The 26,291-nt window shown below is 69.0% G+C and carries 23 protein-coding genes and 2 pseudogenes; 12 read left to right on the forward strand and 13 right to left on the reverse strand.

All coding sequences use genetic code 11. The features are described from left to right. The first annotated feature begins 139 nt into the window (after positions 1-139). The 4 genes and pseudogenes from CGZ93_RS07315 (at position 140) to CGZ93_RS07325 (ending at position 4,608) form a co-directional block, all read left to right on the forward strand. A complete protein-coding gene (locus CGZ93_RS07315; protein WP_094363499.1) occupies positions 140-910 on the forward strand; it encodes a restriction endonuclease subunit S domain-containing protein in 771 nt (256 codons plus the stop codon). A 3-nt stretch (positions 911-913) separates the two neighbouring features. After that, positions 914-3,919: a type I restriction endonuclease subunit R gene (locus tag CGZ93_RS07320; protein WP_094363500.1), complete on the forward strand. Its 3,006-nt coding sequence runs from the start codon at positions 914-916 to the stop codon at positions 3,917-3,919. A 75-nt stretch (positions 3,920-3,994) separates the two neighbouring features. Further along, positions 3,995-4,132 (forward strand): annotated as a pseudogene (locus CGZ93_RS20045) (hypothetical protein); the annotation flags it as partial. A gap of 23 nt (positions 4,133-4,155) precedes the next feature. Further along, on the forward strand, positions 4,156-4,608 hold the full coding sequence (locus tag CGZ93_RS07325) for an 8-oxoguanine DNA glycosylase OGG fold protein (RefSeq protein ID WP_324252438.1): 453 nt from the start codon (positions 4,156-4,158) through the stop codon (positions 4,606-4,608). Between the two features lie 615 nt (positions 4,609-5,223). Here the strand turns inward: CGZ93_RS07325 and CGZ93_RS18345 are convergent. Continuing rightward, positions 5,224-5,448: a hypothetical protein gene (locus CGZ93_RS18345; protein WP_141211124.1), complete on the reverse strand. Its 225-nt coding sequence runs from the start codon at positions 5,446-5,448 to the stop codon at positions 5,224-5,226. 50 nt (positions 5,449-5,498) lie between these two features. Between CGZ93_RS18345 and CGZ93_RS07330 the strand changes: the two genes are divergently transcribed. The 3 genes from CGZ93_RS07330 (at position 5,499) to CGZ93_RS07340 (ending at position 8,700) form a co-directional block, all read left to right on the forward strand. Next, entirely contained in the window at positions 5,499-6,707 is a 1,209-nt protein-coding gene (locus tag CGZ93_RS07330) for a MarP family serine protease (protein WP_094363502.1), read from the forward strand. Between the two features lie 192 nt (positions 6,708-6,899). Further along, positions 6,900-7,457, forward strand: a complete 558-nt coding sequence (locus CGZ93_RS07335; RefSeq protein WP_141211125.1) for a hypothetical protein — start codon at positions 6,900-6,902, stop codon at positions 7,455-7,457. A gap of 106 nt (positions 7,458-7,563) precedes the next feature. Then, positions 7,564-8,700 carry a metallophosphoesterase gene (locus CGZ93_RS07340; protein WP_229117283.1) on the forward strand — a complete coding sequence of 379 codons (1,137 nt, stop codon included), beginning with the start codon at positions 7,564-7,566 and terminating at the stop codon, positions 8,698-8,700. Positions 8,701-8,703: 3 nt separating this feature from the next. Here the strand turns inward: CGZ93_RS07340 and CGZ93_RS07345 are convergent, their stop codons facing one another. Continuing rightward, positions 8,704-9,096, reverse strand: coding sequence for a (deoxy)nucleoside triphosphate pyrophosphohydrolase (locus CGZ93_RS07345; protein WP_094363504.1), 393 nt, complete (start codon positions 9,094-9,096; stop codon positions 8,704-8,706). Continuing rightward, a complete protein-coding gene (locus CGZ93_RS07350) occupies positions 9,093-9,680 on the reverse strand; it encodes an HhH-GPD-type base excision DNA repair protein (protein ID WP_094363505.1) in 588 nt (195 codons plus the stop codon). Before CGZ93_RS07350 ends, CGZ93_RS07345 begins: the two co-directional genes overlap by 4 nt. Positions 9,681-9,747: 67 nt before the next feature. Here CGZ93_RS07350 and CGZ93_RS07355 point away from each other — a divergent pair, with 67 nt between their 5' ends. Beyond that, positions 9,748-10,302 (forward strand): cysteine hydrolase family protein, encoded by a 555-nt coding sequence (locus tag CGZ93_RS07355; RefSeq protein WP_094363506.1) that lies wholly within the window; start codon positions 9,748-9,750, stop codon positions 10,300-10,302. Beyond that, entirely contained in the window at positions 10,302-10,835 is a 534-nt protein-coding gene (locus CGZ93_RS07360; RefSeq protein ID WP_094363507.1) for a flavodoxin family protein, read from the forward strand. The genes CGZ93_RS07355 and CGZ93_RS07360 overlap by 1 nt, the downstream gene beginning before the upstream one ends. Position 10,836: 1 nt before the next feature. Here CGZ93_RS07360 and CGZ93_RS07365 read toward each other — a convergent pair whose 3' ends face one another. From CGZ93_RS07365 to lpdA, 3 genes are read right to left on the reverse strand one after another with little or no spacing between them, the layout of a single operon-like run. Next, on the reverse strand, positions 10,837-13,071 hold the full coding sequence (locus CGZ93_RS07365) for a heavy metal translocating P-type ATPase (protein ID WP_094363508.1): 2,235 nt from the start codon (positions 13,069-13,071) through the stop codon (positions 10,837-10,839). Next, entirely contained in the window at positions 13,068-15,113 is a 2,046-nt protein-coding gene (locus tag CGZ93_RS07370; protein WP_094363509.1) for a cytochrome c oxidase assembly protein, read from the reverse strand. Before CGZ93_RS07370 ends, CGZ93_RS07365 begins: the two co-directional genes overlap by 4 nt. A 19-nt stretch (positions 15,114-15,132) precedes the next feature. Beyond that, a complete protein-coding gene (gene lpdA / locus CGZ93_RS07375) occupies positions 15,133-16,530 on the reverse strand; it encodes a dihydrolipoyl dehydrogenase (protein ID WP_094363510.1) in 1,398 nt (465 codons plus the stop codon). Positions 16,531-16,610: 80 nt separating this feature from the next. On the opposite strand from lpdA, the gene CGZ93_RS07380 reads away from it, so the two are divergent. After that, positions 16,611-18,158, forward strand: a complete 1,548-nt coding sequence (locus CGZ93_RS07380; protein WP_094363511.1) for a helix-turn-helix domain-containing protein — start codon at positions 16,611-16,613, stop codon at positions 18,156-18,158. Positions 18,159-18,410: 252 nt separating this feature from the next. Here the strand turns inward: CGZ93_RS07380 and CGZ93_RS07385 are convergent, their stop codons facing one another. Together CGZ93_RS07385 and pdxY are read right to left on the reverse strand one after the other, a co-directional pair. After that, positions 18,411-18,875 (reverse strand): GNAT family N-acetyltransferase, encoded by a 465-nt coding sequence (locus tag CGZ93_RS07385; protein WP_094363512.1) that lies wholly within the window; start codon positions 18,873-18,875, stop codon positions 18,411-18,413. A gap of 13 nt (positions 18,876-18,888) precedes the next feature. Continuing rightward, positions 18,889-19,743 carry a pyridoxal kinase PdxY gene (gene pdxY, locus CGZ93_RS07390; RefSeq protein WP_094363513.1) on the reverse strand — a complete coding sequence of 285 codons (855 nt, stop codon included), beginning with the start codon at positions 19,741-19,743 and terminating at the stop codon, positions 18,889-18,891. Between the two features lie 32 nt (positions 19,744-19,775). On the opposite strand from pdxY, the gene CGZ93_RS07395 reads away from it, so the two are divergent. Next, entirely contained in the window at positions 19,776-20,561 is a 786-nt protein-coding gene (locus CGZ93_RS07395; RefSeq protein ID WP_094363553.1) for a glycerophosphodiester phosphodiesterase, read from the forward strand. 93 nt (positions 20,562-20,654) lie between these two features. Then, the gene (locus tag CGZ93_RS07400; RefSeq protein WP_094363514.1) at positions 20,655-20,987 is read left to right on the forward strand and encodes an RNA polymerase-binding protein RbpA; all 333 of its coding nucleotides are present in this window, start codon (positions 20,655-20,657) and stop codon (positions 20,985-20,987) included. A gap of 19 nt (positions 20,988-21,006) precedes the next feature. Here CGZ93_RS07400 and CGZ93_RS07405 read toward each other — a convergent pair whose 3' ends face one another. The 5 genes and pseudogenes from CGZ93_RS07405 to CGZ93_RS07425 form a co-directional block, all read right to left on the reverse strand. Next, positions 21,007-21,519 carry an FxsA family protein gene (locus CGZ93_RS07405; protein ID WP_229117275.1) on the reverse strand — a complete coding sequence of 171 codons (513 nt, stop codon included), beginning with the start codon at positions 21,517-21,519 and terminating at the stop codon, positions 21,007-21,009. A gap of 155 nt (positions 21,520-21,674) precedes the next feature. Next, positions 21,675-22,472, reverse strand: a pseudogene (locus tag CGZ93_RS07410) (polyprenol monophosphomannose synthase); the annotation flags it as partial. Between the two features lie 54 nt (positions 22,473-22,526). Further along, on the reverse strand, positions 22,527-24,182 hold the full coding sequence (lnt, locus tag CGZ93_RS07415) for an apolipoprotein N-acyltransferase (RefSeq protein ID WP_176451668.1): 1,656 nt from the start codon (positions 24,180-24,182) through the stop codon (positions 22,527-22,529). Further along, complete coding sequence (locus tag CGZ93_RS07420; protein WP_176451669.1) at positions 24,179-25,792, reverse strand: amidohydrolase; 1,614 nt, start codon at positions 25,790-25,792, stop codon at positions 24,179-24,181. Before CGZ93_RS07420 ends, lnt begins: the two co-directional genes overlap by 4 nt. 19 nt (positions 25,793-25,811) lie before the next feature. Beyond that, positions 25,812-26,249: an Lrp/AsnC family transcriptional regulator gene (locus tag CGZ93_RS07425; protein WP_094363519.1), complete on the reverse strand. Its 438-nt coding sequence runs from the start codon at positions 26,247-26,249 to the stop codon at positions 25,812-25,814. Between the last annotated feature and the right edge of the window lie 42 nt (positions 26,250-26,291).

The raw sequence follows: 26,291 nt of genomic DNA on the forward strand, positions 1-26,291 counted from the left end.
GACAAGATGGACGATGAGGTGGAAGCCCGCGCTGAACGCCTTCGCCATCACCTTCGCAGACCGCATGCCAGCCGCCGAGGACCGCTGACATGGAAACCGCCACTTACACCGTTCGTCGGACAGTCCCACGCCGATCCCCATGCCTGCACTTGATGAGCAGCGGCGGATCGCGGACTTCCTCGACGACCGCGTCGCCCGGATCGAGCAGATCATCGCCGCCCGCCAACAGCAAGTAGAACTGGCCGAGTTGGGGCGTTTGGCTAATCTGGATGCCGTGGTCCGGGGCTCGGCCCCGACACAGCGAATCTCACGTGTGGTGGCCTTGGGTGCCGTTGGCGTTGTCGTGAACCCCTCGACCTATTTCGAGGACGAGGGCGTGCCGTTCGTACATGGCTACAACGTGCGCGATGGCTATCTTGATCTCACGGAGGTCAAGCACATGAGCCAAACGTCTTCGAACGCTTTGAGCAGGTCTCAGCTAAGGGCGGGCGATGTCCTCGTTGTTCGGGCTGGGTTCCCTGGTAGGGCTGCTGTCGTTCCTCCCGAATTGGCAGGTGGGAACTGCGCATCAGTGCTCCTTCTCCGCCCTGGTGACGACCTGCAGCCGGAGTGGCTCGCCGCTTTCTTCAACTCTCCTCTGGGGAAGCAGGACGTCGACAGTGTCCAGTACGGAGCAGCGCAGGGCGTCATCAATCTGTCCGATGTCATGAGTTTCGAGCTCCCCCTCCCTCCGCTAGATGACCAGCGGAAGGCGTTGGCCGCATACGAGCGCACAGACAACGCCTGGCGCCAAGGCCAAGCGTGCGCTGAGCGACAGATTTCCGTCCTGCAGGAGTACAAGCAGTCCCTCATCACGGCTGCGGTGACGGGTGAGTTCGACGTCACCAGTGCAGCCCCGATCCCGGAGTGAGTCATGTCGGTCACCACTGAGCACACCTTCGAGGGCAACATCGAGGCCCACCTGCTGTCCCACGGCTGGACTAAGGTCTCCCCCGCTGGCTACGACCGGAAGCTGGGCCTGTTCCCCGACGAGGTGGTCGGGTTCGTGCAGGCGACTCAGCCGAAGGCGTGGGCGAACCTGGTCCGCCGCCATGGCGGCGAGGAGGCGGCGCGGGTGAAGTTCCTGGCACGGGTCGCGGCTGAGCTGGACCACCGGGGCACCGTCTCCGTGCTGCGCGGCACGGTGAAGGACCTGGGTGTCGATGTCCGGCTGTGCTACTTCAAGCCCGCGTCCGGGCTGAACGCCGACCAGACCAAGCGCTACGCAGCGAATCGGCTGGCGGTGGTGCGGCAGTTGCACCATTCGGAGTCGCGGCCGATGGACTCGTTGGACATGACGCTGGTGGTCAACGGCATCCCGATGGCGACGGCTGAGTTGAAAAACACGCTCACCGGGCAGAACGTCGAGAACGCCCGCGAGCAGTACCGCACCGACCGCAACCCGGCCGACCTGATCTTCGCCAAGCGCTCGCTGGTGCACTTCGCCGTAGATCCGCACCACGTGTCGATGACCACAAAACTGGCCGGGCAGCAGACCCGCTTCTTGCCTTTCGACCAGGGGTCCGCTGGCGCGGGCCAGCCCGGCACCGCGGGCAACCCCGCCGCCGATGCGGACGGGTATCAGACGTCGTACCTGTGGGAGCAGGTGTGGCAGCGCGACAATTGGCTCGACATCCTGGGCAACTTCGTCCACGACAACGAGGGCACGATCCTGTTCCCCCGCTTCCACCAGTGGCACGCGGTGCGCTGCATCCTCGACGCCACCCGGCGTGACGGCGCCGGGGTGGACCGGCTGATCCAGCACTCGGCCGGGTCGGGCAAGAGCAACACCATCGCCTGGTCGGCCCACCAGCTGTCCCGGCTGCACGACGACGCGGACGCGCCGATCTTCGACAAGGTCGTGGTGATCACCGACCGCAAGGTGCTTGACCAGCAGCTGCAGGCCACCGTGGCCGGCTTCGACCACACCCCGGGCACCATCGTGCGGGTCGACAAGAACTCCGCCCAGCTCAAGGAAGCGCTGGAGGGCAACGCCGCCCGCATCATCATCACCACGCTGCAGAAGTTCCCCGTCGTGGTGAAGGCCGCCGCCGAGGAAGCCGAACGCGGTGAGGGCAAGGACGTCGCCGGCCGGCACTTCGCCGTCATCGTCGACGAGGCCCACTCCTCCACGTCCGGTGAGGGTGTCAAGGAACTCAAGAAGGTGCTCGGCGGCCCCGAAGCCCTGCTCGCCGCCGCCGAGCAAGCGGAGAACGCCGCCGAGGAAGCCGCCGACGCGGCCGACGTGATCATCGAGTCCGCGGCCTACCGGGGCAAGCAGAAGAACCTGTCCTTCTTCGCGTTCACCGCCACCCCCAAGCCCAAGACGCTGGAGCTGTTCGGCGAGAAGGGCGACGACGATCAGTACCACCCCTTCCACGTGTACTCGATGCGGCAGGCCATCGCCGAGGGCTTCATCCTCGACGTGCTGCGCAACTACACCACCTACGACGTCTACTACCGCCTCGCCAACGTCGAGGGTGCGATGGACCCGGACGTGGAGGCCCGCAAGGGCAAGGCCGCCCTGGCCCGGTTCGCGTCGCTGCACCCCTACGAGCTGGACGCGAAGGCCGAGGTGATCGTGGAGCACTTCCGGCAGAAGACCGCCGCCAGGATCAACGGTCATGCCAAGGCGATGGTCGTCACCCGGTCGCGGCTGCATGCGGTGAAGACCCATGAGGCGATCACCCGGTACATCGAGCGGAAGGGCTACGACAAGGGCGCCCATCCGATCCAGGCGCTGGTGGCGTTCAGTGGGTCGGTGCCCGACCCGGACCTGCCCGAGAAGGAATGGACCGAGGCCGAAATCAACGGCTTCCCCGAGGGCCAGCTGCCCAAGAAGTTCCACGGCGACGACTACCAGGTGCTCGTGGTTGCGGAGAAGTACCAGACCGGCTTCGACGAGCCGCTGCTGCACACCATGTACGTCGACAAGAAGCTCTCCGGTGTGAAGGCCGTCCAGACCTTGAGCCGGTTGAACCGGACAACGCCGGGCAAGGAGGACACCTTCGTGCTCGACTTCGCCAACACCGCCGAGGAGATAGAGCAGGCCTTCCAACAGTTCTACGAGGTGTCGCTGGCCACCCCCACCGATCCCAACGTGCTCTACAACCTGTCCACCGACCTACGGGCCGCGCAGGTACTGTCCGAACCCGAAATGGACGCCTCCGTCGCTGCGCTCCTCAGCGACGACCCCGCCCAGCAGACGGCGGTGTACGCCAACCTCGACCCGACCGTCGGACGGTGGATCAACCTCGACGAGGAGGCCCAGGAGACTTTCCGCGCCACCCTGAACCACTTCTGCCGCGCCTACGGGTTCCTCGCCCAGGTGATGCCCTTCATCGACCCGCAGCTGGAGAAGCTGTACCTGTACGGCAAGCTGCTGCTCACCCAGCTCCCCACCAGTAGTGACGACCAGCCGTTGCCGCAGATCAGCAAGCAGGTGCAGCTCACCCACCTGCGGCTCTCCGTGAGCGGCGAGACCGACATCCAGCTGCAGGCCGACGAACAGACTCCCGGCACGGCGTTGCCCGGCGGCGGCCTCGGACCCATGGACGAGCCTCAGATGGACAAGCTGTCGGCGCTCATCACTCTGGTCAACGAGAAGTTCGGTGCCGAGCTCACCGACGCCGACAAGCTCACCTTCGAGCAGGCACGTATGGATCTGATGCGGCACGACGACATGCGCATCGTGGCCGAGAACAACGACCGCGCGCAGTACAACATCGTCCTCGAGGACCGCGCCGACGACATCATCCTCGAACGAGGCCAGCGCAACGGCCAGCTCTTCGACGCGTACTTCGCCAACCCGGAGATCCGCCGCGTCTTCATCGATTACCTCGCCAGCACCTACGACGAGTTCAGGTCAGGCGCCCGATGAACGCCGGCTGGATACCAGCCGTCCCCACGGACCTCGCACCCCGGCTGTTGTTGACCACGCCCACAACGGGCATTCGAGTGGGGACGCGAGCGATGGTGCCTCCTGGACCCCTTCGATGGAGTCGCCGATCTGCTCGATCGTCTGCCAGAGGAGGTTGATCGAGAGTCGACAAGGCGTGTGGTGCTCGATGAGTTTGAGGCCGGACGCATCGTCCCCGCCTTCGTGGCGGCAATGGTCTGGGGCTATGGCACCACCGGCTATGGACCGCGACGAACCACCTGGGTTCTAACAGGGACCAAGTCCGAGGGGCCAGCCTCAACCCTCACGTGTCCGAGCACCTGGCCGCCGGCGCCAAGATCGCCCGCATGGCCGGCGCGGAGGCGGGCTACCGATACCTCAACAATGAGGGCTACTCGAAGTACCTGCGCGCGGCATTCTTCACCAAGTGGCTGTACTTCACCACCGCTGTCCAGGGCCTCGACGACACGGCCGCAGCACCGATCCGCGACATGCAGGTGCGGAACTGGATCGCGACCCACGCAGATGTGCGGCTGGAACTGGGGAGCACCGCCTTGTACGGCCGGTACCTCGTGCTGCTCGATGCTTGGGGTCACCCCGAGGACGCAGCGTGGTCGCTGAGCCGCTCCCAGGTTGAGCGCGAGATTTTTGGCCTCGCCACTGGCCGATGATACCTGACCCGCTCCGTTGCGCGGTCAACTCTCGACGTCATCCAAGGGCAACAGGAACAGCCACCACATTGAGCGCCCGAGACTCAACTTCCGGATTGAGCGATCTTCGCTCAACCTTTAGATCCAGCACTGTCGCTTTGGGGTACACCCAAGTGCAACAGTCCCAATGTACCGGGAACTCGTGGCGTGGTCCCTGGCGCATCCCCGGACCGACTCACCATGGCGACTCCCAGGAGCCCCAGTCAGGACCCCCAAGGACGAGGGACGCAACCAAGCGACGGACTAGTTGGTCTGGCCCAGCCGTGAGCTGCGCAACACCGGCCTGACCAACTGGCGGCAGACCCAGGACGCCCGCCGGAAACGCGCCGAGTCCAAGCGGATCCATGCGCGCGTTACGAGACCCAACCGTCAACTTGAGCTCGTCCGGAAATAACATGATCCGTGTCACACATCTGTGCAGCCGACGTGTCGGGTCCTTGTCAAATCCCTAGTCAGAGTTCCAGCTCGGTCACATGTTCAGTGGCACCGGACAGCACCCCTCGGCCACCGTCCGGTGGCCAAGAGCCGCGTTCATTTTCGCGTAGGGTGATGCGACGGCCGATCATCAGCGCGGCCTCAGTTCGAAGACTCGGCCGCGCTGACACGACGCGTGAGCGCGTGGAGGACGCCGATCATGTCCTCGGCGCCGTGCCCGAAATCCATGGTTTCGGTGAGCAGCTGCAGGCACTCGTCCAGCAGCGGCAGCCGAATGCTGTTGGCGCGTGCAGTGTCGGTGATCAATCGGGCGTTCATGGGCACGTCCGGAATCGCCGCCTGTGCTGCAAAATGATTGCTGGCCACGGGCTCCCCCATGCGGACCCAGGCTTGTCCCGGTCCACCATGATTGACCTGTGACCGCCGCCCAGCTCGTTGACCTCACCCTGCTGGCGTTGCTGGTGATCCAGGTCGCCATCGGGTGGGCGCGCGGCCTGGTCACCTCCATCTTCGGGGTCGTCGGCTACGTCGGCGGAGCCGTGCTCGCGCTGTGGGGGCTGTCCAGCATCCTCGCGCTGACCCCGATCGCGCCAGACTCCACGCTGCGAACGATCATCATGCTGGTCGGCGTACTCGGCATCGCCTCGGCCCTGCACGGGCTGATGGCCCAGCTCGGCTCACGGCTGATGGCTCCGCGGCGCGACACCGGCGGCGGACGCCTCGACTCCCTGGCGGGGGCGGTGGTCAACGCGCTGGTCACCCTGGTCGCCGTCGGCCTGATCGGCATGGCGCTGCTTCCCGTGGTGCCAGGTGCCTGGCGGCGTACGCTCCAGGAGTCTCGCGTGGTCTCGACCACGGCCGAGCTGATGCCGCCCCAGGTGATCACCGCCACCGCCCGCCTCACGGTCGCGCTCTATGATGCCGGCTTCCCGCCGGTGTTCGGCAACCCGCTGGACGAGCCACGGATGCAGGCCGAGGCACCGGAACGGGAGGCGCTCAACTCCGCCGGCGTACAGCGGGCCCGCACGAGCGTGGTGAAGATCCTGTCCGACGCCCCCGGCTGCAACCGGATGTCGGAGGGGTCGGGCTGGGTGGCCGCGCCGCACCGGGTGATCACCAACGCCCACGTCGTGGCCGGCGCGCGCACGGTCACCCTGCGCGTGGGCGGGACCGGGCGGAGCCTCAACGCCCAGGTGGTGTGGTTCGACCCGCGCCGTGATGTCGCCGTGCTGCACGTGCCCGACCTGCGCGCCCCTGCACTCCCCGTCGTCGACGGTCTCCCCGCCGGCGCCTCGGCGGTGGTCGCCGGCTTCCCGCTGAACGGACCCTATGACCTCGAGCCCGCCCGGATCCGCGGCACCGTCCAGGCGCAGGGTCGCGACATCTACGGCGAGCAGCCGGCCACGCGCGAGATCTATTCGATCTATTCCGACGTCAACCCCGGCAACTCCGGCGGTCCCCTGCTCACCACCGACGGCCAGGTCGCCGGCACCGTGTTCGCCCGCTCCACGGTGGCGGCCGAGACCGGGTTCGTGCTGACGAACCAGACCACCGCGGAAGCGCTTCGGATCGCCCGCAGTCCCGCGGCCGCCCCGGTCGCCACCGGGGCCTGCACCACCGGCTGACAGCTCCCCCTCGAGCTCGTCAATCCACTGTTCGGTGGTCATCGGTCCTCCCTCTACTGGAGGGTAGTCTGCGCCGCGTGTGATGTTCCTGACACTTCGGTCAGTTGACCCTGTTATGACTACGCTGCGTAGTAGCTGAGTGTTGCATTACCTGTGTCGATCACGACAGCCCGATGAACAGAAGGAACTCCCATGCGACGCAGCGCACTCGACAAGCTCATTTCCTACGGTGGCCTGGCCCTGGCCGCGATTCTGGTGATCGCTGGCGGGTTGCTCACCTGGGCCAGCACGTTCGTGAACCAGCAGGTCCACGACCAGCTCGCCTCCCAGCGCATCACGATGCCCTCTGGCGCCGCTCGACTCGCTGCCGGCCGAGGACAAGGCCATTCTGGCGCCCTATGCGGGCCAGGAGATGACCACGGGCGCCCAGGCAATGCGTTCGCCGACAACTACATCCTGGTTCACATGAACAAGTCCTCCGGCGGCAAGACCTACGAGGAGGTCTCCGGTGAATACCAGAAGCTGCCGGACAAGACCACCGAGGCCGCCAAGAAGATGGGCGACCTGCGGCAGAGCCTGTTCATGGGCAACGCGCTGCGCGGCATGCTGCTGAACGCCTACGCCTTCGGCACCATGGGCATGATCGCCGGAATCGCTGCAGTGGCAGCGTTCGTCGGCGGCGTGGTGATGCTTCTGCTGGCCCTGCTCGGCTTCCGGCACGCCGGACGCGCGGGCGACCAGACCGTCTGAGCGTCACCCCACACCACCCAACCGGGCTCGCGTCGGCTCCTGCCGACCGGGCCCGGTTTCGTTCCCGGCCACCACGGTTGGGGATCCCGGCTATCGTCAGTCCTTGGTGAACGCGTTCTTCCTGATTCCGCTCCTGCTGATCGGTGGCAGCTGTTGGTTCCTGTACGCCCGGCTGGCTGGCGCAACCGGCCTGCCTCGCGGCTGGCGAGTCGCGGTGCTTGCCGGGCTGCTCGCGCTGTTCGGGCTGGTGTTCACCCAGTTCGCGGCTCCCGCTTGGCTCCCGCCGGCAGTGATGCGGCCGTTCGTCTGGCTCGGCGGGGTGTGGTTGGCCGTCTGGGGTTATCTGACCCTGGCCCTGCTGGTCGTCGCACTCGGCTCGCTGATCGTCCGGATCGTCAACCGTGGCGGCGATTCGCGGCCGGCCCGACTCCGCTGGAACCGACGGGCAGTCCCGGTCGCCGTGCTGGCCGTGCTCTTGCTGGTCGGCGTCGGGGTGACCCGCTCGGCCGACCCGCGGATCACCGAACTCCGGTACGCCTCCCCCGCGGTCACCCCTGGGCTCGACGGCCTCCGGATCGCACTGGTCACCGACCTGCACGTCGGACCGCTGCGCGGCGCCGAGTTCACCCGACTGGTCGTCGAACGGGTCAACGCGGCCCGACCCGACCTGGTGATTCTCGGCGGCGATCTGGTCGACGGCGACCGGGAACGGTTCGAGGGGGTCCTGGAACCGCTGCGCGAACTTCGGGCGCCGCTGGGGGCGTACGCCGTCACCGGTAACCACGAGTTCTACAACAGCAGCACCGAAAGCTGGCTGCAGCGCTGGCAACAGCTCGGCGTCACCGTGCTGCGCAACGAGCACCGCATCCTCACGAACAACGGGGCACACCTGGTGGTCGCCGGGGTGAACGACTGGTCCGGTCAGGGAGCGTTCGCGCCCGATCCGGAGGCGGCCCTGGCCGGCGTACCGCAGGATGCGTTTCTGCTGCTTGCCGCGCACCAACCGCGGCAGGCGCTGCGGACACAGGGAAAGGGCGTGGATCTGCAACTCTCCGGGCACACCCACGGCGGCCAGCTGTGGCCGGGGCGCCAGCTGGTGCCACTGCAGCAGCCGATGGTCGAGGGCCTGGCCAGGGTCGGCGACGTGCCGGTGTTCACCAGCCGCGGCGCCGGCGGATGGGGCACACCGGTGCGGATCGGCGCCGACCCGCAGCTCCCGGTGATCACCCTCACCCGCGGCTGATCGTCACCCGGTCAACGAATCGGCCACCAGCGCGGCGATCGCCACGTCGGCCGGCACCCACTCCAACTCGCCGAACTCACCCCGGCCAACCCAGCGGACCAGGTCGTGCGACTCCCCCGCCACCGGCTCCCCCTCGGTCTCAGCCCACCAGACCCGCATCGCCAGCTCCGTCGAGATCGGCCACATTCCCTGTGCGGCAACGAGTTCCGTGCCGAGGCGTACGTTGACCCCCAGTTCCTCGGCGAGCTCGCGGACCAGCGCGTCCTCGGGCGCCTCACCGGGCTCGACCTTGCCGCCGGGAAACTCCCACAGCCCGGCCAACGCTTCGGGACGGGTACGCCGGCAGGCCAGCACCCGGTCACCCCGCCGCAGCACCGCCGCGACGACGAGCCTCACGCCTCTTCCTTGGCCGCCTTCGCCGCCGCCTTCATCCGCTTCTTGGCCTCGCGCACCTTCTGCAGCGACGCCTCGTCGGTGACGTCGGCCACCGAGAGCAGCTCCTTGGTGCCGTATTCCCCGGCCGCCTGTTGCCATCCCTTCGGGGTGACTCCCCAGAGCTTGCCCAGCATGGCCACGAAGATCTTCGCCTTCTGGTCGCCGAATCCCGGCAGCGCCTTGATCCGCTTGAACAGCGCGGCACCGTCGTCGACCCCGGCCCACAGGTTCTCCGCGTCACCCTGGTAGTCGTCGACCAGGGCCCGGCACACCTGCTGCACCCGTTTGCCCATCGATCCGGGGAACCGGTGGATCGCCGGGCGCTGCGAGCAGAGCGCGACGAACTCCTCGGTGTCCATCGCGGCGATCGCTGCCACATCGAGCTTTCCGCCCATCCGCTCGGCGATCACCGCCGGCCCGCTGAACGCCTTCTCCATCGGCACCTGCTGGTCCAGGGTCATCCCGAGCAGCAGCGCGTTCGGATCCTCACTGAGCAGCCGATCCGCGGTCTCGTTGCCGGTGAGCCAGAGCTTACGCGTGGTCATGGGCTCATCCTGCCAGAGGAAAACCCGGCCGTGGAGGCCGTCAGTGGCCTGGGATAGCGTCCCCTCCATGCGTGAAAACACCCCAACCAAGCAGCGAGCGCTGGTCGTGATCGACGTCCAGGGCGACGTGATGGCCACCTGCGTCAACACCGAACTGACCATCGCCAACATCGGCTCCCTGGTCGAGAAGGCCCGCGGCAGCGGCGTGCCGGTCGTCTGGATCCGACACAACGCCGACAACGAGCTGGTGCGAGGTACGCCCGGCTGGCAGATCGTCGACGAGCTGGTGCCCGCCGAGGGCGAACCGATCGTGGACAAGCGCTTTGGCGACTCGTTCGCCGAGACCGATCTCGGTGACCGGTTGGCCGAGCTGGGCGCGCACGACCTGGTCATCTGCGGCGCCCAGACCGACGCCTGCGTCCGCTCCACGTTCTATGGCGGGCTCTATCGCGGGCACTCGGTCACGCTGGTCAGTGACGCGCACACCACAGAGGACATGCGCGAGTGGGGCGCCGGGTTCACCCCGGAGCAGTCGATCGCCGTGCTGAACCTGCAGGCGAGATTCACCCGCCTGCCGGAGGTCGCCGGCTCGGTGATCAGCACCGCCGACGCGTTCGCCTGATGACCACCCTGCTGGTCGTCCACCACTCCCCCAGCCGCTCGGTGCGCCGGCTGACCGAGGCGGTGCTGGCCGGGGCCAACTTCGCCGACGAGGACGTCACCGACCTCGCCGACGAGCTGGCCGACTTCGAGGTGCGCGAACTCGAGGCGCTGGCCTTCGCCCGCGGCGAGGCCGACCACGCCGATCTGCTGGCCGCCGACGGCTATCTGCTGATCACCCCGGCCAACTTCGGGGCGATGAGCGGGGCGCTGAAGCACGTGTTCGACTCCACCTTCCTGCAGATCGGCGGGGCTCTGGCCGCCGACGGTTCCGCCGACTCCAGCAGCGGCAGCACGAAGGGTCGGCCGTTCGGGTTGCTGGTGCACGGGCGCTACGACACCGCCGGCGCGGTGCGCCAGGTGCTCGGCATCACCACCGCGCTCGGCTGGGAACAGGCGCACCAGGTGGTGGAGCTGCTCGGCGACGTCGATGACGAGGCGACCGCTGCGGCGTACCAACTCGGCGGGACGCTGGCCGCGCTGCTGCTCGGCTGAGTCAGTCGAGCGAACGGTTGCGCAGCCGCAGGCTGTTGCCGACCACGAACAGCGACGACAGCGACATCGCGAAACCGGCGATCAGCGGGTTCAGCAACCCGGCCACCGCCAACGGGATCGCCGCGCAGTTGTAGCCGAACGCCCAGATCAGGTTGCCGCGGATCGTGCGCAGGGTGGCCCGGGAGAGGTTGATCGCGTCGGGCACCACGTTGAGGTCCTCGCGGACCAGGATCACGTCGGCCGACTTCATTGCGATGTCGGTGCCGGACACCATCGCCAGCCCCAGGTCGGCGGTGGCCAGGGCCGCGGCGTCGTTGATCCCGTCGCCGACCATCGCCACCTGATGGTCGTCGGCCTGCAGCTCCGCTAGCACCCCCGCCTTGTCGGCCGGCAGCACCTGCGCGCGATGTTCGTCGATGCCCACCTGGGCGGTGACGGCGGCGGCGGCCTGCTCGTGGTCGCCGGTCAGCAGCACCGTGCGCAACCCGCGCTGCTTGAGTCGGCGCACCGCGGCGGCGGCGCTGGGCCGGATCCGGTCGGTCAGCACGAGTACGCCGGCGACCTCGCCCGCGACCGCGACCAGTACCGGGGTGGCACCGCTGGATCGCGCCTGATCCAGCAGTGCCCGGGTCTCCGCGGGCAGGTCTGTGACGGCGTACGCCTGCAGCATCGCCTCGTTCCCGACGACCACCCGCTCACCGTCGACCAGACCGGTGGCACCCTGCCCGACCGGGGTCTCCACCTCGGTCACCGCGGGCAGCTCCCCGGGGGCGTCGGCGGTGATCGCCCGGGCCAGCGGGTGTCCGGACTGGCTTTCCACAGCGGCGGCGAGCAGGCGTACCCGCTCGGCGGGCAGCGCACCCACGGCGTGCACCTCGGTCACGGTCAGCGCGCCCTCGGTGATGGTGCCGGTCTTGTCGAACACGACCGTGTCCACCTTGCCGCTGGCCTCGAGGGCCTCCTGGGTCTTGATCAGGATGCCCAGCTGTCCGCCGCGGCCGACGCCGACCATCAGCGCGGTCGGGGTGGCAAGCCCCAGCGCGCACGGGCAGGCGATGATCAGCACCGACAGCGCGGCGCTGGCCGAGGAGCGTACGCCGTGCCCGGTGCCCAGCCAACCGACCAGGGTGAGCAGCGCGATCAGCAGCACCGCGGGCACGAACCAGCCGACGACCTGGTCCACCAGCTGCTGCACCCGCGCCTTGCGCAGCTGGGCCTGCTCGGCCAGGGCGGCCATCTGGGCCAGCTGGGTGTGCGCCCCGACCCGGTCGGCGCGCACCACCAGGCGGCCGGTGACGTTCACCGTGCCGCCCAGCACGGTGGCGTGCTCGGTCACCTCGGCCGGCACTGGTTCGCCGGTCATCATCGACGCGTCGACCGCCGAGGCGCCCTCGGCGACCGTGCCGTCGGCGGCGATCCGCTCACCGGGGCGGACCACGAACAGCTCACCGCGACGCAGCGCGGCCACGGGGACGAGTTCCTCGCGACCGTCGGCGGTGAGCCGGCGTACCTGCTTGGGGGCGAGCGCGTTCAGCGCGCCGAGCACGCCCTGGGCGCTGCGCCGGGCGCGCGCCTCGAAATAGCGGCCGGCGAGCAGGAAGGTGGTCACCGCAGCGGCCACCTCGAAATAGATGGCATCCGCCCCGGCGGGGGTGATCCCGTAGCCCAGCCAGTAGCCCTCGGTGTCCGGCGCCCCCAGCACGATCGACACCAGCGACCAGCCAAACGCGGACAGCACGCCCAACGAGACCAGGGTGTCCATGCTGAACGAACGGTTGCGCAGGTTGCGCCAGCTGGCGACGTGGAACGGCTTGGCGCACCAGAACACGACCGGCGCGGCGAGCGCGACACAGAGCCACTCCCACAGCGGGAACCGCAACGAGGGCACCAGCGCCAGCACGATCGCCAGGTTGCCCAGCGGCAGGGTGAGCACCGCGGCCACGGCCAGGCGACGCCGCAGGTTGGTGACACGCTCGGTGGAGATCCGGCCGAGCTCGCTGTCGTCACCGGTCGCCGCGACGGCGGTATAGCCGGCCTTCTGCACCGCGGCGATGGCGGCCTCGACGGTGGTGCCCTCGACCAGCGCACGCTCGGTCGCGTAGTTGACGGTGGCGTGCACGCCCTCGAGCTTGTTCAGCTTCTTTTCGATCCGGGCCGCGCAGGCGGCGCAGGTCATCCCGCCGACGGCCAGCTCGATCCGTTCGTCCTGCTCGGTGGTCACGGTCTCGGTGCTCATCGGTCGGCCCGCTCGGAGAGCTTCTTCAGCATCTCGTTGTAGGCCTCGAAGGAGTCGTCGAGGCCGCTGTCCATCGCCCGGTCCTGGCGTTTGGCGTCGCGGGCGTCCTGCCGGAACCACTGGAACACCAGCGCGACCACGACCACCAGCATCGGCAGCTCACCGAGCGCCCAGGTGAACTGCCCGCCGGTCTTCTGATCGGCCAGCAGGTTCGTCATCCACGGCAGGTCGAGCGAACGATAGAAGTTCTCGCCGATGATCCCGTCGGTGGACAGCAGCGCCACCGCGAAGAACGCGTGGAACGGCATCACCGCGAACAGGAAGCCGAGCTTGGCCACATGCGGCAGCTCGCGCGGCATCCGGTCCGATCCGGCTACCAGCCCGAAGAACACCAGCCCCGACAGGATGAAGTGCACCGTCATCAGCTGATGGCCCCAGTGATAGCGCATCAGATAACCGAACAGGTCGGAGAAATAGATCAGATAGAACGCGCCGACGAAGTTGAGCCCGACCAGCACCGGGTGCAGCAGGATCTCCAGCGGTTTCCAGCCGACCAGTCCGGTGATCAGCTCGCGTACGCCGGCGGGCTGGTTGTCCTGGTGGGTGGGCAGCACCCGCAGCAGCAGCGTGGCCGGCGCGCCCAGCACGATCAGCGCCGGGGCGAGCATGTTCACCGTCATGTGCACCAGCATGTGCTTGGAGAAGGTGGCGCCGGAATACGCCCAGATCCCCGATCCGGTCGCCCACAGCATCACCACCCAGCCGGCGAGCCAGGCGCCGAGGCGTACCCCGGACCAGGCGATGCCGCGGCGACGCAGCACCAGGTAGGCCGCCAGGTAGACCGCGATCGCCAGCAGCGAGACGGTGACGATCAGCAGGTTGGGGCGTCCGGGCAGCACCAGCGCGGCCAGCGTCGGCGGGTGCGGCAGCTCGAAGCCGAGGTAGTTGATCTGCGCCGAGGTCTGCGGCTCGAGAAACCGCGGCGGTGCCAGGTGTGCGGTGGCCACCTGCAGTCCGACCGCCAGCACGGCGATCGCCAGGTCGACTCCGATGGCGGTCCGGCTCCGGGCCTGTCGGCGCAGAGAGGCGACGAGCAGGCGTACGCCCAGCAGGGACCACAGCGTCAGGGCCCCGACCCGGAGCACGCCATAGCCGGTCGCCAGCGGCGCGGCGCCGGCCAGTTCATACCAGGTGACCACCGACCAGCCGGCCAGCACGAACGGCAGTGCCCAGCCGACCAGCCGACGCTGGCGACGCTCCAGCCGACCGGCGCCGGAGTCGGCGACCGCCGTCGCCAGCACCGCGATGGTGGCGGTGATCGCCACGGTCTGGGCCAGGGTGGCGATGATCGCCGCGTCGGAGCCGAAGTCGTGATCCGCGCCGACCGACACGTTGCCGGTGAGCACGGTGGCCAGCTGCCACACCCCGCCGACCACGAGCAGGGCGAGCACGGCGCCGAGCCGACGTACCCGCCGCGCCGCGAACACCGTGACCAAGGCGATCGCCGCCGGGAACAGCCAGGCCGCGGCCGACTGGGTGACGCTGAGGAACGGCACCAGCGCCGGCAGCGCGGTGAGCACCGACACCCCGTTGTTCTCCCCGGCCGTCAGCGGCACCAGCAGCAGGGCGCCGGCGAACCAGACCGCCGCCGTCGTGCCAGCCAGCCGGGCCAGTCCGCGGCCCTGCGCGGAGAGCTCGTGGTGCCGTCGCCGGACCGGGGCGAAGTGGGCGGCCGCCAGCAGCAACCCCAGCGTGGTCAACATCGCCAGCTGGGTGATCAGGTCGACCAACCCGGTCAGCTGGTTGGTCAACGGGTCGGAGAACTCGCGTCCGCGCAACGGCGGCAGCGTGGCCTGGTGGGCGACCGCTCCCGCGACCACCAGCATCGCCATCCCGGCGCTGACCCAGACCGGAAGCCAGCCGGTCCGGGTCTCCAGCACCTGCCCCACCGAGTCGACGGCCGCCTCGGCGTGCGTGGGGTCCTCGGCGTCGGGCGGGTCGGCGTCGTGTCTGGTGGTGGTGTCCTCGGGGTCGGTGCTCATCAGGGTCGGGTCAGGCTCCTCAGAGGTTGATCATGTGCCCGGCGATACCCTCCGCGGCCTCCTTGAGGGCCTCGGTGAGGGTCGGGTGGGCGTGGATGCTGCGGCCCACCTCGTCGGCGGTCAGGTCCCAACGCTGGGCCAGCACCAGCTCGGGCAGCAGCTCGGTGACGTCGGGGCCGATCATCGAGGCGCCGAGGATCTCGTTGTAGTTGGCGTCGGCGACGATCTTGACGAACCCGCCGCTCTCCCCCAGCCCGTTGGCCTTGCCGTTGGCCGAGAACGGGAACTTGGCCACCTTCACGTCGTAGCCCTTGTCCTTCGCCTGCTGCTCGGTGTAGCCGAAGGAGGCGACCTGCGGGATGCAGTAGGTGGCCCGCGGCACCATGATGTAGTCGATCGGGAAGGTCTCCACCCCGGCAATCGTCTCCGCCGCGACGACGCCCTGGGCCTCGGCGGTGTGCGCCAGCATCAGCTTGGCGGTGACGTCGCCGATCGCGAAGATCCCGTCGACGTTGGTGCGCATGAAGTCGTCGATCTCGATCGCGCCGCGCTCGGTCAGGCGTACGCCGGTGTTGTCCAGCCCGTAGCCCTCGGTGCGGGGAGCGAACCCGATCGCCGACAGCAGCTTGTCGGCCTTGAGGGTCTGCTGGTCGCCCCCGTTGGCCGGCGCCACGGTCACCTCGACCCCGTCGCCGTTGTCGACGACCGACTCCACCTTGGTGGAGGTCATCAGCTTGACGCCCAGCTTCTTGTACGCCTTGGCGAGCTCCTTGCTGATCTCCGGGTCCTCCAGCGGCACGATTCGATCGAGGTACTCCACCACGGTCACGTCCACGCCGTAGTTGGCCAGCACGTAGGCGAACTCGATGCCGATCGCGCCCGAACCGGCGATCACGATCGACTCGGGCACCTCCTCGGCCAGGATCAGCTCCTCGTAGGTGAGCACGTTCTCGCTCACCTTGACCCCGGGCAGCATCCGGGTCACCGATCCGGCGGCGATGATGCAGTTGTCGAACGTGACGGTCTGCTCGTCCTTGCCGCCGGAGACCTTGATGGTCTTGTCGTCGACGAACTCACCCCAGCCGTCCAGCTCGGTGATCTTGTTCTTCTTCATCAGGTAGTGCACACCCTTGACCATCTTGTCCGCGACCCCGCGGGAGCGGGTGAACGCCGCGTTGTAGTCGACGGTGATGTCGCCGGAGATGCCGAAGGTCTTGGCCTCCTTGGTCACGATGTGGGCCAGCTCGGCATTGCGCAGCAGCGACTTGGTCGGGATGCAGCCGACGTTCAGGCAGACTCCGCCCCAGTACTTCTTCTCGATCACGGCGGTCTTCAGGCCCAGTTGAGCGGCGCGGATCGCCGCCACGTAGCCGCCCGGCCCGGCGCCCAGGACAACGACATCAAAGTGTGCACTCATGGGGTCAACTCTAGGGAGTTTGCGGGAAGGACGCCCATTGGGGGCGCCACGCGGAACGGCGATGTTGAGATATCTCTGATATGAGTTACCGTGGCCGGGTGACTGAGACCTCCCTCGACCGTATCGGAACGATCATCCGGGACGCGCGCAAGCACCGTGGGCTCACCCAGCAGCAGCTGGCTGACCACATCGGTACCAGCCAGAGCGCGATCCACCGGATCGAGTCCGGAAACCAGAACCTCAGTGTGGACATGATCAACCGGATCGCCGCCGCACTCAACTCGGAGCTGATCTCGCTGGGTGCCACCGGTGCCGAGCACCTCCGCGTGAACGGCCCCACCAAGCTGTCGGGCTCGATCGAGGTTCGCTCCTCCAAGAACGCCGCGGTGGCGCTGCTCTGCGCCTCGCTGCTGGTGCCCGGGCGTACCGTGCTGCGCGGGATCGCCCGGATCGAGGAGGTGAACCGGCTGCTGGAGGTGCTGACCAGCATCGGTGTCGAGGCCATCTGGTCCGACGACCGCCGCGACCTGACGCTGACCCGCCCCGAGGAGCTGCGGCTGGACCAGATGGATGTCGAGGCCGCCCGGCGTACCCGCTCGATCATCATGTTCCTCGGCCCGCTCCTGCACTACTACCCGACCTTCAACCTGCCGTACGCCGGGGGCTGCGACCTCGGTTCGCGCACCGTGGAACCGCACCTGCAGCTGCTGCGCCACTTCGGGCTCGACGTGCAGGCCACCGAGGGCTACTACCAGGCGACCAGCAACAAGCGGGCCCCGGAGAAGGCGATCGTCCTCGTCGAGCGCGGCGACACAGTGACCGAGAACGCGCTGATGGCCGCGGCCCTCACCCCGGGCACCCACGTGCTGCGCAACGCCAGCTCGAACTACATGGTGCAGGACCTGTGTTTCTTCCTCGAGCTGCTCGGGGTGAAGATCGAGGGGCTGGGGTCGACCACGCTGAAGGTGACCGGAATCGACATCGGCGAGGTGCCGAACGAGGTCGTGTACGCCCCCTCCGAGGATCCGATCGAGGCGATGAGCCTGCTCACCGCGGCCATCGTCACCGAGTCGGAGCTGACCATCACCCGGGTGCCGATCGAGTTCCTGGAGATCGAGATGGCGATCCTGATCGAGATGGGGCTGCAGGTCGAGATGACCCCCGAATACCCGTCGCACAACGGGCGTACCCGGTTGGTCGACCTGACCGTACACCCCTCGAAGCTGAAGGCGCCGACCGACAAGATCCACCCGATGCCGTTCCCGGGGCTGAACATCGACAACCTGCCCTTCTTCGGGGTGATCGCCGCGGCTGCCGAGGGCCAGACGCTGATCAACGACTGGGTGTACGAGAACCGGTCGGTGCACATGCTCCCGCTGAACCAGCTCGGCGCGAACATCCAGCTGCTCGATCCGCACCGGTTGATCGTGAACGGGCCGACCCGCTGGCGCTACCAGGAGATCGTCTGCCCGCAGGCCCTGCGCCCCGGCGTCTGCATCCTGCTCGCCATGCTGGCCGCCCGGGGCACCTCGACGCTGCGGAACGTCTACATGATCAACCGCGGCTACGAGGACCTCGCCACCCGGCTCAACAAGATCGGCGCCGACATCCAGGTCTTCTGGGACTGAGTTTACGCTCGCCGATAGGCCGCCTGCGGCCGTGTCGAGGCGCATCAGCCCCGCCCCCAGACTTGTGCGACGCACCCGGTACAGCGGGGGCATCGCACAGCTCGGGGGGCTCGGTGGCCAAGGTCCCCTCGACACGCTGCCCATTGCTCCGCTCCGCATGGGCAGCTACTCGGGGACCGTAGTGGAACCCACGCTCGCCGAGTAGGCCGCCTGCGGCCGTGTCGAGGCGCATCAGCCCCGCCCCTCGGGCGGCTACAGGGTGAGCGTCATGAAAACGCTGTTCGGGTCCTCGACATAGGACCCGAAGGGCGGGCACTCGACGAAGCCGTGGGCGGCGTACAACCGGCGAGCCGGGGCGAAGAAGTCCTGGCTGCCGGTCTCCAGCGACACCCGCGAGACGCCACGCGACCGGGCCTCACCCAACGCGTACGCCAGCAGTTGGGCGCCGATGCCGCGCCCTCGACAGGCGGGAGCGGTCCGCATGCTCTTGAGTTCGAGATGCCCCGGGCTCGCCTCGGACAGCGCGACGGTGCCGACCACCCGATCCTCGGCAACCGCGGTCCAGAGGCGTACGCTTGGACTCTGCAGCCCGGACAGGTCCAAGGCGTGCTGGCTGCAGGCGGGCGCGGTGGGCGCGATGTCGTCCAGGTGCGCCTGCAGGAACTCGGCCAGATCACCTCGCGTGAAGTCCGCGTCCTCGATCCGGATCCCTACCATCGGTCAACCCCGATCAACGGACCTGGCGTACCTCGAAGGTGCGGGTGGGGTTGGCGATCTCGTCCTGGGCGGCGACCAGGCGCAACTCCGCCTCACCGAGCTCGGCGGTGCGGTTCAGCACCCCGAAGACGATGGCGGCGGTCCGGGCCAGCGCCCCGGGCGTGCCTGCGCCGTCGAGCAGCGCGGTCAGGAACATGGCCGTGGTCAGGTCCCCCGAACCGGTGAACGTGCGATCCAGCAGCGGGGTGGTGACCAGCCATGCCCCGTCGGCGTCCACGGCGAGCATGTCGAGGGTGCCGGGCTGCTGACCGGCGTGGGTGACCGAGGTGACCAGCACCGTCTGTGGCCCGCGCTGGCGCAGCGCGTCCACCGCGGCGAGCACCTCCTCCAATGACGACGCCTCACGCCCGGTCAGGAAGTTGAGCTCGAAGTGGTTCGGCGTCATCACGTCGGCGTGCGGGACGACCTTGTCCCGGAAGAACTCCGGGATCCCGGGCCGGGCATAGAAACCGCGCCCCACATCACCCATCACCGGGTCACAGCAATAGATCGCCGACGGGTTCCGCTGCTTCACCAGCGCGACCGCCTCCAGGATCACCGCGCCGACCTCTTCGCCGCCCTGATAGCCCGACAGCACCGCGTCAACCCGATCGAGCACCCCGCGTTCGTCGATCCCGGTGACGATGTCCGCGACGTCGCTGGCCGCCAGCAGCGGCCCGCGCCAGGCGCCATAGCCGGTGTGGTTGGAGAACGCGACCGTGTGCACCGGCCACACGTCGACGCCACGGCGCTGCATCGGGAACACCGCGGCGGAGTTGCCGGCGTGGCCGTAGGCCACCGAGGACTGGATCGAAAGGATGGTTGTCACAAGGAGCCATCCTGCCACGACATACTGTGTCCATGGCTCCGCGCGCCGCCGACTACCCCTACTTCGACGCCCCCTTCATCCCGCTGGCCCATCGCGGCGGTACGCTGCTCGAGGCCAATCTCGGCCGGGAGAACACGGCGTACGCCTTCGAGCAGGCGGTCCGGCTCGGCTATCGCTGGCTGGAGACCGACGTGCACGTGACCGCCGACGGCATACTGATCGCCTTTCACGACGAGCAGTTGGACCGGGTCAGCGACGCCACCGGCCTGATCGCCGAGTTGCCGTGGACAGAGCTCGAGCAGGTGCGGATCGGCGGCGAGCCGATCCCGACTCTCGATGAGCTGTTCGAACGCTTTCCCGAGGTGCGGTTCAACATCGACCTCAAGGCCCCCGGTGCGGTGCTCCCGCTGGCCCGCACGATCGCCGCCCACCGGGCCCACGACCGGGTCTGCGTCGGCTCCTTCTCCACCGAGCGGCTGGCCCGCTTCCGCCGTCAGGTGGGCCGCTCGGTGGCGACCTCGGTGAACCCCGCCGGGGTGGCCTGGTCGGCCTTCGCTCCCCTGCTGCCGCGCTGGACCCATGACCCGGGTGTCGCCTTCCAGGTGCCGACGACCTGGCCGATCGCCGGCCGCGAGGTCACCATCGTCACGCCCGGTCTGATCGCCCGGGCGCACGCCGCGGGTCAGCAGGTGCACGTGTGGACCATTGACGATCCGGCCGAGATGCACCGGCTGATCGACCTCGGTGTCGACGGACTGGTCACCGACCGCCCGGACCTGCTGAAACGCGTGTGCCTGGAGCGCGGCCTGTGGCCCTGACCGGGCCGCCGTCGCTGCGGTTGTGACCCGCGCTACATTGGAACAGCACGCAGTTTTCTGACGTTGCACCAAGCACAGACTCTGGAGGTAACCATGGCAGATCGTTCACTGCGCGGGTCGGGGCTGGGTGCCAAGAGCTTCGAGGACGAGACGAGCATCGAGTTCGCTCCGCGGACCGAGATCGGTTTCGACTGCCCGCAGGGCCATCACTTCACCCGCACGTTCGCCGAGGAGGCGGAGCTCCCCACCAGTTGGGAGTGCCCCCGGTGCGGTCAGGAGAGCATCCGCTCCGATGGCGTACCGATGGAGGTCAAGGAGGAGAAGCCCGCGCGGACCCACTGGGACATGCTGCGCGAACGCCGCTCCATCCCCGAGTTGGAGGACCTGCTCGCCGAGCGGCTCGACCTGCTCCGCGGCAAGGAGTGAGACGTACGCCGGAGGCGCGTCAGCGTTTCCGGTCCGGGTCGTCGTCGATGACCTCACCCTCGATCACGTCACCCTGACGATAGTTCGGCCGCCCGTACGCCGAACCGTGCGGGTCGTGGCCAGGCGCGCCCCCGAGAAAGCCGTCCAGCGGATTGGGCGGCCGGTAGGCCTTGAGGCGCGCCCCGATCAACTTGCCGAGGGCCTTGCGGGCGATCGGCCGGGTGAACGGCAACAGGCAGAACAGCCCGATGACGTCGGTGAAGAAGCCCGGGAACAGCAGCATCAGCCCGCCGGACAGGATCAGCGCGGCGTCGGCCAGTTCTCCCTGCGGCATCTGACCGGTGGCCAGCGCCTTGTTCAGGGCACCCCAGGCGCGGGCCCCCTCCCGCTTGGAAAGCCACGATCCGAGCACCGCCATCAGCACCAGCAACCCGACCGTCGGCCACACGCCAATCAGGTCCCCCACCTTGAGCAGGATGAAGACCTCGACCAACGGGACGATCAGGAAGACCGCCATCAGCACCGGCAGCACCCACCCCCGTCGGCGGCGGGGCTGCGCTCCCGGCAGCTGGCCCGACATCAGTGACCGGCCCGCCCGGACTGGCCTGACTGCCCGGACTGGCCTGACTGCCCGGACTGGCCTGACTGCCCGGACTGGCCTGGCTGGTTGCGGCGCCGCTGGGCCCGCAGCTGGCGCCCCTTGTCACCGGCCCGGCCGGCCAGGCGACGCAGCTGGTTGCCGCGATGCTCCAGCCCCATCAGGGTGGTCTGCTTGAGCGCCTCGACGAACACGTCGCGGCCGAGCTTGGAGTTACCGCGCTCGCGCTCCTTGAAGTCGATCGGCACCTCGACCACCCGGAACCCGTTGCGGTGCGCATGCCAGGTCAGGTCACGCTGGATGCCGAACCCCTGGGCGTCGATGTCGTCGATGAAGCTGCGCAGCATGTCCGAGCGCAGCGCGTTCAGTCCGCCGGTGATGTCCTTGACCGGGATGCCGAGCATCATTCGGGTATAGAAGCTGCCGCCGCGCGAGAGCAGTTCCCGCTGGATCGGCCAGTTGATCACCGAGCCGCCCTTGACCCAGCGGGACCCCTTCACCATGTCCGGTCCCTGCGCCAGCCGGTCCAGCAGCCGATGCAGCTGCTCGGGCTGGTGCGATCCGTCGGCGTCGAACTCCACGAGCACGTCGTAGTCCCGCTCCAGCCCCCAGCGGAAGCTCGCCAGATAGGCGGCGCTGAGGCCCTCCTTGCCCTGCCGGTGCAGCACGTGCACGTGCTCGTCGGCGGCCGCGAGCTCGTCGGCGATCCGGCCCGTCCCGTCCGGTGAGTTGTCGTCGGCGACGAGGATGTGCACCTGCGGCACTGACTGGCGCAACCGCTCGACGATGGGTCGGATGTTCTCCGCCTCGTTGTAGGTCGGAATGATCACCAGAACCCGTCCCAGCCCTGGGTAGGAATCGGCTGCGGTGGAGTGGGCGTCGGTCATGTGTCTCTCTCGGTCGTCAGGTGGCGCACAGCGCTGTCAACGATCCATTTTGGCCTACCGGGCCAACGGTGCGTCGCTGCCCCGCCCGCGTGCCGCGTTTCCGCTGGTCGGTTGCTCCGATTCCGGCCCCGCGGCGCGGCCACCGGGCGCCGCCCGCCGGCGCAGGGTCAGCACCACTGCGGCCAGCAGCGCCAGCCCGGCCGCCACACCGACCACCCCGTCCACGACACCGCCCCAGCGCACGGCGGGGGTCAACGCCTCGCGCCTGGGCACGGCGTACGCGCTGGAGGCCGACGTCATCTCGGCGGTCTGCTGCACCACCCGACCGTCCCGGTCGACCAGCCCCGAGACCGAGTTGGTGGTGGCAACGACGATCTCGCGCCGGGACTCCATGGCCCGGATCCGGGTGATCGCGAACTGCTGGTGGATCTGCGCGGTACGCCGGTAGGTCGCGTTGTTCGACTGCACCACCAGCACCTCCGACCCATTCACCGCCTCGCGCACCGTGCGGTCGTACGCCAGCTCGAAGCAGATCACGTCTCCGACCCGCACCGTGCTCCCGTCGACCAGGCGCCCCTCGAGCACCCCGGGCACGGTGCCGGCCACCGACTGGGCTCCAACCAGTTCCAGCAGCGGGATCAGCGGCAGCAGCTCGTCGCGGAAGGGCACGTACTCCCCGAACGGCACCAGGTTGCGCTTGTCATAGCGGGCGGTGATCGACTGGTCGGGGTTCCACCACAGCCCCGAGGTCTGCCGCTCGTCCACTCCGGGCCCCTCCATCACCGCGCCCACCAGGATCGGCCGGTCACTGATCCGCGACGCGGCGGCCACCACCTGGCGGGTCTGCACGTCGAGGGTCGGGTCGATGTCGGTCGAGTTCTCGGGCCACAGGATGAAGTCGGGCATCGGCTGCACCCCGGCGCGTGCCCGCGCCATCAGGTTCACCGTCTCGCTGAGGTGGTTGTTGGTGACCGAACGCGCCCGTCCCATGCCCCCGATTCCGACCCCGTCCACGTTGCCCTGCACCATGCCGACGGTGATCGTGCCTTTTCCGGCCGCAGGTTCCACCTGGTACGCCCGGCCGGCGAGTCCCAGCCCGGTCAGCACCGCGACGACGGCCAGCAGGGCCAGCCCCCGGCGTACCCGACGCGGGCGAAGCAGCCACCACGCCAGCCCGGTACCGACGCCGGCCGCGAGCACCGACACCCCGGACACGCCCAGGAACGGGAACAGCCCGGACAGCGGGGAGTCCGGGTGGGCGTACGCCAGGCGGATCCAGCCAAACCCCCCGAACGGGAACCGGCCGTAGACCCACTCGCACAGCCCCCAGCACAACGCCATCCACACCGGCCAGCCGGGCAACCGGCGGACCAGCACCAGCGCCACCCCGAGCAGCCCGAAGAACAGCGCCTCGAACGCGATCAGCGCGGCCGCCAGCAGCGGGCCGACCCCGGGGACCAGCACCCGCAGCCAGTTCAGCGACACCACACCCAGGCCGATCCCGAACAGATAGCCGGCGCCGAAGCCGCGCCCGCGATACCCCTGTCCCGGACCCGTCGCACCGGTCGGGGGCCGCTCCAGCAGCAGCACCAGCGACGCGACCCCGAGCAGTTGCAGCGGCCAGAGGCCGGTGGGTTCGAAGGAGAGTCCGGTCAGCGCTCCGGCGAGCAGCAGCGCCAGCGCCCGTACGCCGCGCGGCAGCCGGATCACGCCGCGGCCCGCCCGAACAGCCCGCGCTCGTCGAACACAGCGACCCCATCCACCAGGGTGGCCAGGCAGCTCGGCAGCGGGGCGTACGCCGCCAGGTCGGGCCAGCCGTCGACGAGTTCGGGCACCGACCAGAGCGCCAGGTCGGCCGGCGCGCCCTCGCGCAGCACCCCACGGTCGGTGTCGCCGACCGACGCGTGACCGCCGGAAGTGGTGGCGGCGAAGGCCGTGGCCGGGTCCAGTCGTTCCGCGGGCCGCCAGTGCTGCACGGCCCCGCGGATCACCTCCCACCCGGAGAACGGGGTGACCGGTGAATCGGAGCCGAACGCCAGACCCACGCCGGCGCGGTGCAGGCTGCCGAACCGGTTCATCGCCGGGCGGTCGACTCCGAGCCGCTGCTCGTACAACCCGCCGGGGCCGCCCCACAGCGCCTCGAACATCGGCTGCATGCTGGCCACCACCCCATGCCGCGCCATCAGCTCGATCGCCCGGTCGTCGGTCATCTCGGCGTGCTCGAGCCGGTGCCGGGCCGCGCGGACCCGATCCGGGCCCAGCTCGGCGGACGCGCGGGCGATCGCCCGGGCCGCGGTCCCGACCCCCTCGTCGCCGATGCAGTGGAAGCCCGCCTGCAGCCCGGCCACGGTGCAGTCCACCACGTGGCGGGCCGCGGTTTCCTCATCCAGATAGAGAAAGCCGCCGGACTGGTGGTCGTGATAGCCACCGCCGACACAGGCCGTCCGGGAGCCGATCGCCCCGTCGCAGTTCAGGTCGCCGCCCAGCCCGGCCAACCCCTCGGCGGTGGCCCAGCCGAGCAGTTCGGCGGTGGCCAGCTCCCCCCACCAGGCGGGCAGGCGTACGCCCATCGCGGCGGCCTCCTGCCGGGTGAGCGCGAGTTCCTCGACGGTGTTGATGTGCGGCGCCGACATCTCCTGGACGGTGCCGATGCCGTGGGTGACCGCCTGGCCGAGCGCCAGGCGTACCTGGGCTCGTCGCTGGTCTGAGGTGAACATGCCGGCGATGGCGCGGGAGGCGAGCGCGAACGCGTCGCGGGTGATCCACCCGTCCGCGGTGAACCCGTCGGCCGCCCGGACCCCTGGCACCCGGTCCACCAGCGCGGAGGACACCAGGGCGGAGTGCATCTCCACCCGGGTCAGGAACACCGGAGCCCCGGCGGCGGCCCGGTCGAGCTCGGCCATCGTGGCGGGCCGCCCCTCGGGCCAGTCGGTGTGGTCCCACCCCTGCCCGTGCACCAGCGCACCCGGGTGCCGGGCGGCGGCGGTCGACACCGCGCCGAGCAGTTCGGTCGCCGAGCCGAGTCGGCCGAGCTCCAGCCCGGCCAGGCCGCGGCCGGTCAGCAGCACGTGGGCGTGGGCGTCGACGAAGGCGGGCGCGAGCAGCAGCCGCTCGTCGGCGGACTGGTCGAGCCGGTGGATCGGCAGGCCGAGACGTGGCGCGTCCTCCGAGCGGCCGAACCAGGCGATACGGCCGTTGTCGACGGCCAGGGCGTCCAGTCCGGGACGGGTCACCAGGGCGGCACCGGTCAGCACCACGGCGTCGACCGGACGGCCGGCCGCCTGGTGCCCGAGGTGAGAATGAAAACCCTCGATGGTCACTGGCCCTCCCCACACGGCCTCAGAGGTTGGGCCGCTCGTGGAAGGGTATCGACAGCACCAAGGTGGTGTGGGTGGAAACCCGTGCCGTGGTACGGATTCCAGAGAGGAGCCGCTCCAGCTCGGCCGGGGTGTTGCAGTGCACCATGATCAAATGGCTGGCCTCGCCGGCGACGGTATAGCAGGACACCACCTCCGGCAGCGGCTTGAGCCGCTCGGGGATGCTGTCCGCCTCCGCGATGTCGAGCGGGCGCAACGCGATGAACGCGGTGATCAGGTGACCCAGGGCGACCGGGTCGACCTGCGCGGTATAGCCGGTGATCACCCCGCGCTGCTCGAGCCGGCGGACCCGTTGCTGGGCCGCCGAGGTCGACAGTCCGGTCTCCCGACCGATGTCGGTATAGGAGATTCGTCCGTCGCGAGCCAGCAGGGACAAGATCTTTCGGTCCATCTCCTCCATGGGCCCATCCTGCCACCGGCGGACCAACCGGTCAGGGGTTTC

The organism is Enemella dayhoffiae (assembly GCF_002250625.1).
Classification (GTDB): Bacteria; Actinomycetota; Actinomycetes; order Propionibacteriales; family Propionibacteriaceae; genus Enemella; species Enemella dayhoffiae.